Origin of the sequence: Pseudomonas sp. LB-090624 (genome assembly GCF_003205205.1) — a bacterium.
GTDB lineage: Bacteria > Pseudomonadota > Gammaproteobacteria > Pseudomonadales > Pseudomonadaceae > Aquipseudomonas.
Map to the genome: position 1 here is coordinate 187,633 of NZ_QJRL01000008.1, position 14,164 is coordinate 201,796.

The 14,164-nt window shown below is 62.5% G+C and carries 12 protein-coding genes and 1 pseudogene; 5 read left to right on the forward strand and 8 right to left on the reverse strand.

Translation table 11 applies throughout. The features are described from left to right. Window positions 1–291: 291 nt before the first annotated feature. Both DMX11_RS11220 and DMX11_RS11225 read right to left on the reverse strand, forming a co-directional pair. Complete coding sequence (locus tag DMX11_RS11220; protein ID WP_110744594.1) at window positions 292–777, reverse strand: GAF domain-containing protein; 486 nt, start codon at window positions 775–777, stop codon at window positions 292–294. Beyond that, window positions 778–1,665 (reverse strand): ATP-binding protein, encoded by an 888-nt coding sequence (locus DMX11_RS11225; protein WP_110744595.1) that lies wholly within the window; start codon window positions 1,663–1,665, stop codon window positions 778–780. It lies immediately after the preceding gene. 102 nt (window positions 1,666–1,767) lie between these two features. Here DMX11_RS11225 and DMX11_RS11230 point away from each other — a divergent pair, with 102 nt between their 5' ends. Next, complete coding sequence (locus DMX11_RS11230; protein ID WP_110744596.1) at window positions 1,768–4,125, forward strand: response regulator; 2,358 nt, start codon at window positions 1,768–1,770, stop codon at window positions 4,123–4,125. Here the strand turns inward: DMX11_RS11230 and DMX11_RS11235 are convergent. Both DMX11_RS11235 and msrB read right to left on the reverse strand, forming a co-directional pair. Beyond that, window positions 4,115–4,603: a glutathione peroxidase gene (locus DMX11_RS11235; protein ID WP_110744597.1), complete on the reverse strand. Its 489-nt coding sequence runs from the start codon at window positions 4,601–4,603 to the stop codon at window positions 4,115–4,117. The two genes, DMX11_RS11230 and DMX11_RS11235, sit on opposite strands and share 11 nt — an antisense overlap. A gap of 13 nt (window positions 4,604–4,616) precedes the next feature. Continuing rightward, window positions 4,617–5,012, reverse strand: coding sequence for a peptide-methionine (R)-S-oxide reductase MsrB (msrB, locus tag DMX11_RS11240; protein WP_016500928.1), 396 nt, complete (start codon window positions 5,010–5,012; stop codon window positions 4,617–4,619). Window positions 5,013–5,179: 167 nt separating this feature from the next. Here msrB and DMX11_RS11245 point away from each other — a divergent pair, with 167 nt between their 5' ends. Together DMX11_RS11245 and htpX are read left to right on the forward strand one after the other, a co-directional pair. Continuing rightward, a complete protein-coding gene (locus tag DMX11_RS11245; protein WP_012271123.1) occupies window positions 5,180–6,391 on the forward strand; it encodes a pyridoxal phosphate-dependent aminotransferase in 1,212 nt (403 codons plus the stop codon). A 285-nt stretch (window positions 6,392–6,676) separates the two neighbouring features. Beyond that, window positions 6,677–7,564, forward strand: a complete 888-nt coding sequence (htpX, locus tag DMX11_RS11250) for a protease HtpX (protein WP_012271122.1) — start codon at window positions 6,677–6,679, stop codon at window positions 7,562–7,564. Window positions 7,565–7,627: 63 nt separating this feature from the next. On the opposite strand, the gene DMX11_RS11255 is transcribed toward htpX, so the two are convergent. Next, window positions 7,628–8,278: a thiopurine S-methyltransferase gene (locus DMX11_RS11255; RefSeq protein ID WP_110744598.1), complete on the reverse strand. Its 651-nt coding sequence runs from the start codon at window positions 8,276–8,278 to the stop codon at window positions 7,628–7,630. Window positions 8,279–8,380: 102 nt separating this feature from the next. On the opposite strand from DMX11_RS11255, the gene DMX11_RS11260 reads away from it, so the two are divergent. Next, window positions 8,381–9,148: a class III extradiol ring-cleavage dioxygenase gene (locus DMX11_RS11260; RefSeq protein ID WP_110744599.1), complete on the forward strand. Its 768-nt coding sequence runs from the start codon at window positions 8,381–8,383 to the stop codon at window positions 9,146–9,148. Window positions 9,149–9,220: 72 nt separating this feature from the next. Here the strand turns inward: DMX11_RS11260 and DMX11_RS11265 are convergent. Continuing rightward, a pseudogene (locus tag DMX11_RS11265) lies at window positions 9,221–10,934 on the reverse strand (DEAD/DEAH box helicase). 324 nt (window positions 10,935–11,258) lie between these two features. Then, window positions 11,259–12,014 carry a spermidine synthase gene (locus DMX11_RS11270; protein WP_110744601.1) on the reverse strand — a complete coding sequence of 252 codons (756 nt, stop codon included), beginning with the start codon at window positions 12,012–12,014 and terminating at the stop codon, window positions 11,259–11,261. Window positions 12,015–12,130: 116 nt separating this feature from the next. On the opposite strand from DMX11_RS11270, the gene DMX11_RS11275 reads away from it, so the two are divergent. Then, on the forward strand, window positions 12,131–13,477 hold the full coding sequence (locus tag DMX11_RS11275; protein ID WP_110744602.1) for a class II 3-deoxy-7-phosphoheptulonate synthase: 1,347 nt from the start codon (window positions 12,131–12,133) through the stop codon (window positions 13,475–13,477). A 326-nt stretch (window positions 13,478–13,803) separates the two neighbouring features. Here DMX11_RS11275 and DMX11_RS26430 read toward each other — a convergent pair. Then, window positions 13,804–14,164, reverse strand: a 361-nt coding sequence (locus tag DMX11_RS26430) for an integrase core domain-containing protein (RefSeq protein WP_218278958.1), incomplete at its 5' end; no start/stop codon positions are given.

Consider the following 14,164-nt stretch of genomic DNA (forward strand, 5'->3'; position numbering starts at 1 on the left):
GCAAGGTCGGTTTTCGAGGATCTGACCAAGCCTTGGCGAGAGCTGAAACCTATGGACCTGAAAACGCTTTTCATCGCGGACTACCTGCAGGGGCCGCCCAGTTCAGGTCGTCCACCTGGTTATACAGAAATGGCGATGAAGTCACGCTCGTCGACGAACAGCACCTGCACTTGCGCCGCCAGAAAGGGCCGGGGCTGCTGGCCAGTATTCCTGGTCATTCATCGTTGCCGCCGCCACCGTATTCGCGGGTAAACCCGCTCCTACAAGCGAAGAGGCCGACACAGGCAACATCTATGAGCAGTCAGTCAACGCCAGAAAGATCGCCGCCAACCGCTCCAGCCCCACCTGGTCTGCCTCGCTGAACCGCCCGACCGTCGGGCTATCCAGATCCAGCACGCCAATCAACCTGCCGTCCTTCACCAACGGGATCACCAGCTCGCTGTTGGAGGCGCTGTCACAGGCAATGTGGCCCGGGAACGCATGTACATCCTCAACCCGTTGAGTCTGCCGCGTTGCCGCCGCAGCGCCGCACACGCCTTTACTGAACGGGATGCGCACGCACGCCACTTGGCCCTGGAACGGGCCCAGCACCAACTCTTCGTTGCGGTTGAGGTAGAACCCCGCCCAGTTCAGGTCGTCCACCTGGTTATACAGAAACGCGGAAAACTGCGCGGCGTTGGCGATGAAGTCACGCTCGTCGGCGAACAGCGCCTGCACTTGCGCCGCCAGCAGGTTATAGCCTTCGAGGCCGGCGCCACTGGCATTGAGGTCGATCATTTACTTTTGCTCCAGCAATTGCAGCCCGACCCAGTAGCGGGCGAACTGATAGGCACAACGGCCATTACGGTTACCGCGGCCAGTGGCCCAGCGCACGGCGAGGATGTCGAGTTCTTCAGAGCGCTGCCACACAAGGCCCGCAGGTTGTGCCAACTGGCCAATCCAGTGCTGCACAACATTCAGGAAGTGCTCCTGGGTAAAGGGATAGAACGACAGCCACAGGCCAAAACGGTCAGACAGGGCAATCTTGTCCTCCACCGCTTCGCTGGGGTGCAGCTCGCCGTCCACACGCTTCCAATTTTCGTTGTCGCTTTCTTTCTCGGGCACCAGGTGGCGGCGGTTGGAGGTGGCGTACAGCAGCACGTTGTCTGGGGCCTGCTCCAGCGAACCGTCCAGCACGCTCTTGAGCACCCGGTAGTCACCCTCCCCGGCTTCGAACGACAGGTCGTCGCAGAACAGGATGAAGCGTTGCGGCAGTTTCTGCAGCTGCTCGACCACGCGCGGCAGGTCGGCCAGGTGGTCGCGTTCGATTTCGATCAGGCGCAAGCCGGCGCCGGCGTGTTCGGCCAACAGGGCGCGAACCAGCGACGACTTGCCGGTGCCGCGCGAGCCCCACAGCAGCGCGTGGTTGGCCGGCAGGCCGTTGATGAACTGGTGGGTGTTGCGGCCAAGCTGGTCGCGCTGTTGGTCGACGCCGATGAGGTCGCTGAGGCGGATATCCAGGCTGACTTCCAGCGGCAGCAGGTAGCCGCTGCGGCCGTCGCGCTGCCAGCGTGCGGCCAGGGTGGTGCCCCAGTCGATGCTCGGGCGTTGTGCCGGCAACAAAGGCTCAAGGCGCGCCAGTACCGATTCGGCGCGGTCCAGAAAAGCAATCAAGCGAGCGTCCATGACGACTCCTAACAATTTCAGTTTTTTGGGGGCACAACGCCCCCACTTGGCGATCAACTGAAATGAACAGACAGACCCACCAGCAGCCGGGGCTATTCGGCTATGCTTGCGCAGCGCAAGGAACGTGAAACCGGCTCGGGACTCATGGATATCAAGTTCACCAATCGCCTGTCATACAAGCAAGCCCGGTTGACAGTCCTGGTCGGCTTCATCCTGGGAACATTGCTCAGTCTCATCCAGATCGGCATCGATTATGCCAGCGAAGACGCGTCCATCAACCGTGAAGTGCGCGCCTTGCTGCAAATCAGCCACAACCCGGCCTCGCGCATTGCCTATAACATTGACGCGGAGCTGGCCCTGGAGCTTACCCGCGGCCTGTTGCAATCGCCGGCAATCATCCGCGCCCGGCTGATCGACAACAACGAAACGGTGCTGGCCGATGTCGAGCGCCCGCCCTTGCAGGACCGCTACCGGCCACTGAGCGATTTCCTGTTCGGCGAGCAGCGCCAGTTCAGGGAGCGCCTGTTCCTCACTCATATGCCCGAGGATTATCTTGGCACCCTGTACCTGGACGTCGACACCTACGCCTTCGGCAGTCGCTTCCTCGACCGCGCCGGCATTACCCTGTTCAACGGCTTCGCCCGCAGCCTGGTGCTGACCGGCATCCTGCTGGCGCTGTTCTACATGATGCTGACCAAGCCGCTGGTCACAGTCATCGGCGCGCTCAGCGGCAGCGACCCGCGCAAGCCCAGGCAAACCCGGCTGGAATGCCCGCACGGCCACGAACACGATGAAATCGGTGTGCTGGTGAAGGTTGCCAACCAGCAATTTGTCAGCATGGCCACCGAAATCGAGCAACGCCGTAACGCGGAAAACCGCCTGACCCAGTACCTGAACGAGCTGGAAGACATCGTCTCGGCGCGCACCGACGAGCTCAAGGCCAGCAACAGTAGCCTGAGCCTGTCCAACCAGGAACTGGAACAGGCCCGCAGCCGGGCCCTGGACATGGCCCAGGCGCGCGCTGCCTTCCTGGCCAACATGAGCCACGAAATACGTACCCCGCTCAACGGCATGCTCGGCATGATCGCCCTGGCGCTGGACAACCCGCTGCCCGGCGAGCAACGCCAGCAACTGGCGATTGCCCACGATTCGGGCAAGGTGCTGGTTGAGCTGCTTAACGATATTCTCGATTTGTCCAAGTTCGATGCCGGCCAACTGGAGCTGGAGCGCATTGCCTTCGACATGGGCTCGATGGTCGAGGACACCGCCAACCTGCTGTCGCAAAACACCGCGCAGAGCGTGGAGCTGACCTGCCTCATTGCCGGCGATTTTCCCAGCAGCGTGCTCGGCGACCCAACGCGGGTACGGCAGATCGTCAGCAACCTGCTGTCCAACGCCCTGAAGTTCACCCGCTTTGGCCGCGTCGATGTGCGCCTGGTGACGATCGTCGGTGGTGTGCGCCTGGAGGTGCGCGACACCGGCATCGGCATCCCCGAAGAGGCCCAGACACGGATATTCCAACCTTTCACCCAAGCCGGGGCCGGTATCACCCGGCAGTACGGCGGCACCGGCCTGGGCCTGGCACTGACGCGCAACCTGTGCAAGGCCATGCACGGCCACTTGCACATACGCTCCGAAGCAGGCTTTGGCAGCTGCTTTACCGCCGAGTTGCCGCTGACCGTGCACACCGAAGCCATCGCACCGGCACCGCTGCACGGCAGGGTGGCCGCATTGAGTGCAGCCGGCAGCGGGCTAAACGAACTGCTGCAGGCCCAATTGCCCGCCTGGGGCCTGGTGTACCAGCGGTACGACAACGTCGCCAGGCTGGACGCCACAGCTTTCGACTTGTTGATTACCGACGACGTGGAACACGTCTTCGAACTGCGCCCAGCACTGAAAACACCGATCCTGCTAGTGACCGCCTACGGCAACTTCCTGCCCAGCGAGCAAGCGCTGGCCCTGGCACCGCTGCATCAGCTGGCCCGGCCGCTGGCGCGCAATGCCTTATACCAGACGCTACGCCGCACCTTGCAGGGCCACGAGCCCGAACACCCGCTGGCCACCCCAGGCGTTACCCTGGAGCAAGGCCGGGCGCGCATCCTGTTGGTAGAAGACAACCCAGTGAACCAGCTGGTGGCCAAGGGCATGCTGGCCAAGCTCGGCTGCCAGGTACAGCTCGCCACCCAGGGTGCCGAGGCCTTGGAGCTGCTGGAGCAGGATGATTTCGACCTGGTGCTGATGGACTGCAACATGCCGGTGATGGACGGCTACGAGGCCAGCCGGCGCATCCGCCAGAGCGGCCGCTGGCCCGAGCTGCCTATTGTCGCCCTTACCGCCAACGCCATGCCCGAAGAACGCGAACGCTGCCGGGCCGCCGGCATGAACGACTACCTGGCCAAGCCGTTCCGCCGCGAAGAGTTGCTAGCGCTGGTCGACCACTGGGTGCCGCTCAGCGGCTGAGCAGGCGCTCGATGTCAGCTTCCAGGGCCTGTGGTTTGGTGAACGGGGCATAGCGGCTGACCTGGCCGCTGGCCGGGTCGACCAGGAACTTGGTGAAGTTCCACTTGATCTTCTGTGAGCCAAGCACCCCTGGGGCGCGCTTCTTCAGTTCGACATACAGGGGATGAGTGCCGGGGCCGTTGACCTCGATCTTGCGAAACAGCGGAAAGCTCACGCCAAAATTGCGCTCGCAGAACTGGGCAATTTCGCGCGCCTCGCCCGGCTCTTGCTTGCCAAACTGGTTGCACGGAAAGCCCAGCACCACCAGGCCGCGCTCGCGGTAGGCCTGCCACAGTTGCTCCAGGCCTTTGTATTGCGGGGTAAAACCGCACTGGCTGGCGGTATTGACAACCAGCAGTGCCTTGCCCGGAAAATCACCGAGCTTCTTGTGCTCGCCGCCCAGGGTCACGCAAGCGATCTCCAGCATTGATGCCGCCATGGTCAGGCTCCGGTCAGTCGCGAGGGCGCAGGTCGATGCACACCGAGTTGATGCAGTAGCGCAGGCCGGTCGGTGGCGGGCCGTCGGGGAACACGTGGCCCAGGTGCGCGTCGCAACGGGCGCAGGTGACCTCGGTGCGGATCATGCCGTGGGAGGTATCGCGAATCTCGATCATCGCACTGTCCTCGATCGGGGCGTAGAAACTCGGCCAACCGCAGCCAGAGTCGAACTTGGTCTGCGCATCGAACAGTTTCGCGCTGCAGCAGATGCAGTGATAGATACCGTCGCGGCGCTCGCTGTTGTACTTGCCGCTGAATGGCCGCTCGGTGCCCTTGAGGCGGCAGACCTGGTACTGCTCGGGGTCGAGCATCGACCGCCATTCGTCCAGGGTTTTTTCGATCTTTTTCATGTAGGGACCTCGGCAGGCTGAATTTCACCCCGCACCGTCTTTTCCGGGGCGCGGGTGGCACGTATATTAGTTGGCTTCGTGTGCCAGGCGTTCAGTCTGGCACCCGCTTCCTGCCCTTTCAAACGTTTCGGCGGGGCGTAGCGCGTTTTCTCAATCGGGATCCCATCATGCAGTTCAGCAAATCGAACAAGCTCGCCAATGTCTGCTATGACATTCGCGGCCCAGTGCTCAAGCACGCCAAGCGCCTGGAAGAGGAAGGCCACCGCATCCTCAAGCTGAACATCGGCAACCCGGCGCCGTTTGGCTTCGAGGCGCCTGATGAAATCCTCCAGGATGTGATCCGCAACCTGCCCACCGCACAGGGCTACAGCGACTCCAAGGGCCTGTTCAGCGCGCGCAAGGCGGTGATGCAGTATTGCCAGCAGAAGGAAATCGAAGGCGTCACCATCGAGGATATCTACCTCGGTAATGGCGTGTCCGAGCTGATCGTGATGTCGATGCAAGCGCTGCTGAACAACGGCGACGAAGTGCTGATCCCGGCACCCGACTACCCCCTGTGGACCGCCGCCGTGAGCCTGGCCGGCGGCAAGCCGGTGCATTACCTGTGTGACGAGCAGGCCGACTGGTTCCCTGACCTTGAGGACATCAAGGCCAAGATCACCCCGAATACCAAGGCACTGGTGATCATCAACCCGAACAACCCGACCGGCGCCGTCTACTCCAAAGAGCTGCTGCTGGGCATGCTGGAGCTGGCCCGCCAGCACAACCTGGTGGTGTTCTCCGACGAGATCTACGACAAGATCCTCTACGACGAAGCCGTGCACATCAGCACCGCCTCGCTGGCGCCCGACCTGCTGTGCCTGACCTTCAACGGCTTGTCCAAGTCGTACCGGGTGGCCGGCTTCCGCTCCGGCTGGCTGATCATTTCCGGGCCCAAGCACCACGCGCAAAGCTATATCGAAGGCATCGACATGCTGGCCAACATGCGCCTGTGCGCCAACGTGCCGGCGCAGCATGCCATCCAGACCGCGCTGGGCGGCTACCAGAGCATCAATGACCTGGTGCTGCCACCGGGGCGCCTGCTGGAGCAGCGCAACCGCACCTACGAACTGCTCAACGACATCCCCGGCGTAAGCTGCGTGAAGCCGATGGGCGCGCTGTATGCGTTCCCGCGGATCGACCCGAAGGTGTGCCCTATCCTCAACGACGAGAAGTTCGCCCTCGACCTGCTGCTGTCGGAAAAACTGCTGATCGTTCAGGGTACTGCGTTCAACTGGCCATGGCCGGACCACTTCCGCGTGGTGACCTTGCCGCGAGTGGATGACCTGGAAGCGGCGATCGGGCGGATTGGCAATTTCCTGAAGGGTTATTCGCAGTAAGGTTCGACGGGGTTTTTGAGTTGATGCGCAGATCGAGCGCCGCGCGGGCGGCGCTCGATCTCACAGGCGCCACACCCCTCGCGCCATACACCCTATGGCCTCGCCACAACCCCAAACCGAATGTTTCTTACATCCTGCAACGCTCTATCCCACAGCCCCCACGCCATCCTCTGCCATACTCCGCCGTACACAGTTTGAAATAGTCGCCCGATTGAAACGGCACGGCAGGCCCCTTATATACCCCGCAGTAAGCAACAACTCATCCGTCAGGAGAACGTAACAACCATGATGCGCATTCTGTTGTTTGTAGCCACCAACCTTGCGGTGGTGCTGGTTGCAAGCATTACCCTGAGCCTGTTCGGCTTCAACGGGTTCATGGCCGCCAACGGGGTTGACCTGAACCTCAGCAGCCTGCTGGTATTCTGCGCCGTGTTCGGCTTTGCCGGCTCCCTCGTCTCGCTGTTCATCTCCAAGTGGATGGCGAAGATGAGCACCGGCACCCAGATCATCAGCCAGCCGCGCACGCGCCACGAGCAGTGGCTGCTGCAAACGGTCGAGGAGCTGTCCCGTGAGGCGGGCATCAAAATGCCCGAGGTGGGCATCTTCCCGGCCTACGAGGCCAACGCCTTCGCCACCGGCTGGAACCGCAACGACGCGCTGGTCGCAGTGTCCCAGGGCCTGCTGGAGCGCTTCTCGCCCGATGAAGTGCGCGCGGTACTGGCCCACGAGATCGGCCACGTGGCCAACGGCGACATGGTCACCTTGGCGCTGGTGCAGGGCGTGGTGAACACCTTCGTGATGTTCTTCGCGCGGATTATCGGCAACTTCGTCGACAAGGTGATCTTCAAGAACGAAGAGGGCCAGGGCATCGCCTACTACGTGGCCACCATCGTGGCGGAGCTGATCCTGGGTATCCTGGCCAGCATGATCGTGATGTGGTTCTCGCGCCGCCGCGAGTACCGCGCCGACGAAGCTGGCGCGCAACTGGCCGGTACCTCGGCGATGATCGGCGCCCTGCAGCGCCTGCGCGTGGAGCAAGGCCTGCCGGTGCACATGCCAGACACCATGAAGGCTTTCGGCATCAATGGCGGCCTGAAGCACGGCCTGGCCGGCCTGCTGATGAGCCACCCACCGCTGGAAGACCGCATCGAGGCCCTGCGCCGCCGCGGTTGATTCACCAGACAAACCCAAAGGGCGACTTCGGTCGCCCTTTGTTTTTCCAAGCCCTACACCTGCTTACCGGCTAACCCGGTACACCCGCTCCAACAAACTCGACGCACCGGCCTGCACAAACTTCGGGCTCTGCTCAATCACCTCCACAGCCTCTAGCTGTTCCACCTGCCACCCCGCAAACCCCTGCCTCAGCTCTTCATCGCTTACCGAAAACGGCGGCCCGGCCAACAACGACTGGTCATACTCCAGCGTCACCACCAACCCGCGGCAATTGGCCGGCAGCAACCCCGACAACAGCTGCATATACCGCCCACGCATTTGCACCGGCAAGGCAATCACCGCCGCCCGGTCATACAGCCCCACGCAGTCACCAACATCCTCCGCCCGCAAGGCAAAGAAGTCGCCACACCACAGCTCCACATCACCACTGCGCCACACCTCGAATGCACCCTGCTGCCGCACCTCGGCTTCCAGCCCGTGCTCAACGAAGAAATCCTCCACCGCCCGCCGCGAGAGCTCCACGCCCATCACCTGATGCCCCTGCCCTGCCAGCCAGGCCAAATCCAGGCTCTTGCCACACAAGGGCACCAACACGCGGCTGCCCGGCGCTAGCGGCAACTGTGGCCAATACTGCTGCAGATAGGGGTTCACCTGCGCCTGGTGAAAGCCGATCTGGTTGTCGGCCCACCGCTGCTGCCAGAACGCTGGCTCCATGATCACTCCCGATTTTTAGATGATTTGTCGGTAAAACTTGGTTTGGATTTCGATCTGTGGTTGATCGAAGATGACTGCATCTTAACCTCCAGGACCCCTGCCATGCTGCCCAGCCTGTTCATTTCCCACGGCTCCCCCATGCTTGCCCTGCAACCCGGCGCCAGCGGGCCGGCGCTGGCCGGGTTGGCCAACGCATTGCCACGGCCGAAAGCGATCGTGGTGGTGTCGGCACACTGGGAAAGCCGCGAGCTGCTGGTGAGCGGCAGCGCACAGCCAGAAACCTGGCACGACTTCTACGGCTTTCCACCGGCCCTGTACGCGGTGCAGTACCCGGCGCCGGGAGAGCCCCGTCTGGCTGGCGAGGTCAGTGAGCGGTTGAAGGCTGCGGGGCTATCAGCGCAGCTGGACATGCAGCGCCCATTCGACCATGGCGCCTGGGTACCCCTGTCGCTCATGTACCCGGATGCGAACATTCCCGTGGTTCAGGTTTCACTGCCCAGCCAGATGGGCCCAGGGCTGCAGGTGAAGGTGGGCCAGGCGCTGGCAAGGTTGCGCGACGAGGGCATTTTGCTAGTGGGTTCGGGCAGCATCACCCATAACCTGGGGGAACTGGACTGGCACGCGGGGCCGGATGCGATCGAGCCGTGGGCGCTGGCGTTCAGAGACTGGGTGGTGGAACGGCTGCAGGAAAATGACCAGGCGGCATTGCTGGGTTACCGGCAGCAGGCACCGTTCGCGGTGCGTAACCACCCCAGTGACGAGCACCTGCTGCCGCTGTTCTTCGCCCTGGGGGCCGGGAGCAAGTTCGGCGTGGTGCATCAGGGGTTCACCCTGGGCGCACTGGGGATGGACATCTATCGCTTCGACTGAAGCCCGCGAAAGGGTAGGTACAGGCAAAAAAAATCCCCGACCTGGGCCGGGGATTTTTTTAGTGCGCCAGGATCAATCTTCGCGGTAGCGACGCAGCTTCAGCTGCTTGCCAGCCACACGGGTATCCTTGAGCTTGGACAGCAGCTTCTCGAGGCCGTCTTCCGGCAGCTCGACCAGGCTGAAGCTGTCGCGCACCTGGATGCGACCGATAGCATCACGTGCCAGGCCACCCTCGTTGAGGATCGCGCCCAGCAGGTTCTTGGCGGCAATGCCGTCACGGGCACCCAGAGCAGTACGGCAGCGTACGCGGCCTTCGGCCAGCGGCAGCGGCGCACGGCGCTCGCGGTCACCACGGTCAGGGCGCTCGCCACGCTCTCCGCGCTCGGTACGCTCGCCACGCGGGGCGAAGCTTGGTACCAGCGGCTGCTCACGCTCTACCGCAGCCAGGTCCAGCGCCTGGCCATTGGTGGCCTTGCGCAGCAGGGCCGAAGCCAGCGCCCGGGCGCTGCAACCCAGGTCGTTGGTCAGGCGGTCGAACAGGTCGCCGTGGGTGGCTTCTGCTTCGGCTACCAGCGGCGCCAGGCTGTTGGTCAGCTTCTTGATGCGAGCATCCAGTACGGCCTGGGCATTCGGCAGGCGCGCTTCGGCGACTTTCTGCCCGGTTACACGCTCGATCACCTGCAGCATGCGGCGCTCACGCGGGGTGACCAGCAGCAGTGCACGGCCATCGCGACCGGCACGACCGGTACGGCCGATACGGTGTACGTAGGACTCCGGGTCGTACGGCATGTCAACGTTGAATACGTGAGTGATGCGCGGCACGTCCAGGCCACGGGCGGCAACGTCGGTAGCGACGACGATGTCCAGGCGGCCATCCTTGAGCGAGTCGATCACGCGCTCACGCTGGTTCTGGGCGATATCGCCGTTCAGCGCAGCAGCCTTGTAGCCCTTGGCTTCCAGCGCGGCGGCCAGGTCCAGGGTGGCTTGCTTGGTGCGCACGAAAGCGATCAGTGCGTCGAACTCTTCCACTTCCAGCAGACGCAGCACTGCCGGGATCTTCTGGTCGGCGTGGACCATCAGGTGGGCCTGGTCGATCGCGGTAACGGTCTGGGTCTTGCTCTGGATTTTGACGTGCTTCGGTTCACGCAGGTGACGCTCGGCGATCGAACGGATCGACGACGGCAGGGTCGCGGAGAACAGTACGGTCTGACGGGTAGCCGGGATTGCGTCGAAGATCACTTCGAGGTCATCCATGAAGCCCAGCTTGAGCATCTCGTCGGCTTCGTCCAGTACCAGGTACTGTACAGTCGACAGGACTTTTTCGTCACGGCGCAGGTGGTCGCACAGACGGCCCGGGGTAGCGACGACGATTTGCGCGCCGTTGCGGATGGCGCGCAGCTGTGGGCCCATCGGGGCACCACCGTACACGGCCACCACGTTCACGCCTGGCATCTGCTTGGCGTAGGTTTCGAAAGCGGTAGCAACTTGCAGCGCCAACTCACGGGTTGGCGCCAGGATCAGGGCTTGCGGTTCGCGCTTGCTCACATCGATCTTGTTGAGGATCGGCAGGGCGAAGGCAGCGGTCTTGCCGGTGCCAGTCTGCGCCTGGCCGATCATGTCGTGACCGGCGAGGATGATCGGGATCGATTGTTGCTGAATGGCGGACGGCTCTTCGTAGCCGGTCGCCAGAACAGCAGCAACAATGTTCGGATTAAGATCGAGAGCGGCGAAGCCGCCGGTTTCCTGGGTCATGGGTCTGCCTCTAAGTGCATCCGCAAAGACCCATGCTGCAAAGCTGCACATGCCTTGAAAGACCGGAAGGTCACCCAGGCAGCTTTGTCGGCGGGGATTTGCGAAAACGATTGAAAAAGAAAACTTGGGAAGGTCCGCCTAGCGGACGTGCAGCCGAAGCTGGACTCGGAGGATTTGCACCACCTGATTTTGAGGCCCGCTAAAAGACCGGCGCGTACTATACCCGAAATAGTGCAAGGACGTGAGGAATATTTTCAGGGGGCGTGGCCAGTATCGAGCCATCAATGGCCTGGGGCTGAATCGATAATTCTTTACCGCCTGTACCGGCCCTTTTGCCGGCAGCCCCACCACGACGTGATCAGGTAGCCGGGCGAATCTCGCGGATCAGCCCTTCAAGGCTATACCCCAAGCGCGGCGCCAAGGCCTCGGCCCGGGCCCGCAGCCCATCGATGTCCAGGCTCTGCTCCAGATCCGCCGGTACCAGCAGGATCACATTGCCCTCCTTCACCGGCAACTCCCAGTAATGCCGGTGGTACAACCCGCGCAGCAACGCCGCACCCAGCGGCTTGCCGTCATCGGTGGCCCACTGGTTGATCACCAGCCAGCCACCCGGGTTGAGCTGCTGCTGGCAGTTCTCCAGAAATTTCCACGCCAGGTGCCCTACCCCTGGCCCATGGTCGGTATACAGGTCGACGAACAGCAAGTCGGCCTTCTCTGCCGTGGGCAACAGCTCCAGGGCATCGCCGATGCGCACATACAGCCGCGGGTCGTCGTCCAGGCCCATATACTCCATGGCCAGGCGCGGCACGTCCGGGCGCAGCTCGATGGCTTCGATGTCGTCCAGCGGCAGGAACTTCATGCAGGCCTGGGTCAGCGTGCCAGCACCAAGCCCCAGAAACAGCGCGCTCTCGGGCAGCTCATGGCACAACGCGCCGACCAGCATGGCGCGGGTATAGTCGTACTCCAGCCAGCTGGGATCTGCGGTGAACACACAGCTTTGCTCGATGGCATCGCCAAATTCCAGAAAGCGGTAGTCGTCGACTTCGTACACGCTGATGACGCCAAAGGCATCCTCCACCCGTGCCAGTAGCCGCTCTTCCCGTTCCGCCGTCATGTTCAACACCCACCCGCGCAAAAACGCGCATTGTCCGCCAACGCCCTGGATGCAACAAGCGTGGCGGCAACTGTTACCATGGCCTATAGCCGACAACCTACAAGACCGAGCCCGACATGAACCAACCGTGGAGCCCTGACAGCTGGCGCGCCCTGCCGATCCAGCAGCAACCGACCTACCCCGATGCCGGGCACCTGCTGAAGGTCGAACAGACCTTGGCCAGCTACCCGCCACTGGTGTTCGCGGGCGAGGCGCGCGAGCTGCGCCGGCAGTTTGCCGAGGTAACCGAAGGGCGCGCGTTCCTGTTGCAGGGCGGCGATTGCGCCGAAAGCTTTGCCGAGTTCTCGGCTGCAAAAATCCGCGATACCTTCAAGGTGCTGCTGCAAATGGCCATTGTGATGACCTTTGCCGCCGGTTGCCCGGTGGTCAAGGTCGGGCGCATGGCCGGGCAATTCGCCAAGCCGCGGTCAGCGGGCGATGAAACCATCGGCGACATCACCCTGCCCGCCTACCGCGGCGACATCGTCAACGGCATCGGCTTCGACGCGAAAAGCCGCATCCCCGACCCGGACCGGTTGTTGCAGGCCTACCACCAGGCCACCGCCAGCCTCAATCTGCTGCGCGCCTTCGCCCAGGGCGGCTTTGCCGACCTGCATCAGGTGCACAAGTGGAACCTGGACTTCATCGCCAACTCGGCGCTGGCAGACAAGTATCACCAGTTGGCCAACCGCATCGACGAAACCCTGGCGTTCATGCGCGCCTGCGGCCTGGACAGCGCGCCGCAACTGCGCGAAACCAGCTTTTTCACTGCCCACGAAGCACTGTTGCTGAACTATGAAGAAGCCTTCGTGCGTCAGGACAGCCTGACCGGCGACTACTACGACTGCTCGGCGCACATGCTGTGGATCGGCGACCGCACGCGCCAGCTGGACGGCGCCCATGTTGAGTTCCTGCGCGGCGTGCACAACCCCATCGGGGTCAAGGTTGGCCCCAGCATGAACCCCGAGGAGCTGATCCGCCTGATCGACACGCTCAACCCGGCCAACGACCCAGGGCGCCTGAACCTGATCGTGCGCATGGGCGCGAGCAAGGTTGGTGACCACTTGCCAGGGCTGATCCGCACTGTCGAGCGCGAGGGGCGCAAGGTGCTGTGGAGCTCCGACCCGATGCACGGCAACACCATCAAAGCCAGCAGCGGCTACAAAACCCGCGATTTTGCGCAGATCCTGGACGAGGTGAAGCAGTTCTTCCAGGTACACCAGGCCGAAGGCAGCCATGCCGGCGGTATCCATATCGAGATGACCGGGCAAAACGTTACCGAATGCATCGGCGGTGCGCGGCCGATCACTGAAGATGCGCTGTCTGACCGGTATCACACCCATTGTGATCCGCGGATGAATGCCGATCAGTCGCTTGAATTGGCATTCCTCATCGCCGAAACCCTCAAGCAAGTACGGCGCTGAGCGCGTTTCGCGTTTCGCGTTTCGCTTTCCGCTTTCCGCTTTCCGCTTTCCGCTTTCCGCTTTTGATATTGATTTTGCTTCTAAGCGCGCGATAGTTCAGGCGACACAGGTTGCGACTTCAGGAGGCTGAGCGAAGGGCATGCGGAGGGAGGTGACGGGCATGGATGCCCGTCAAGCGCTGAGGCCCCATGGATGGGGCCTTCGGCGCGTACTCCCGGGAGCATGCCCGTAGTGAGGGGACCCCGGAGCGCAGCGCAGGGGCCGGATGATGGGAGCCAGCGTTTTTTGGTGGGCCTGCCCCGTGACAGCGGACGCCAAGAAGCTGGCTACAGAGCCAACTGCCTTAAGCCTTTTGCGTATTCGTTCGGTGAACGGTAACCCAGTGCTGAATGCAGTCGACAGCTGTTGTAAAACCCATGGATGTAGCTGGCAATTGCCAGGTGGGCCTGTTTCTTTGTGGGGTAGACCGCGCAGGCTTCCTCTCTCTTCAATGTAGCGAAGAAACTTTCAGCTACGGCGTTATCCCAGCAGTTTCCTCTCCGACTCATGCTTTGCGCGAAGCCCTTCTTGGCCAAAGCGAGACGAAACCTGCTGCTCGCGTACTGGCGCCCTTGGTCGGAATGGAAAATCACTCCGTAGACGCCCAAACATGCGTTCCAAGCGTTCATGAAAGCGCGCTCGACCAAG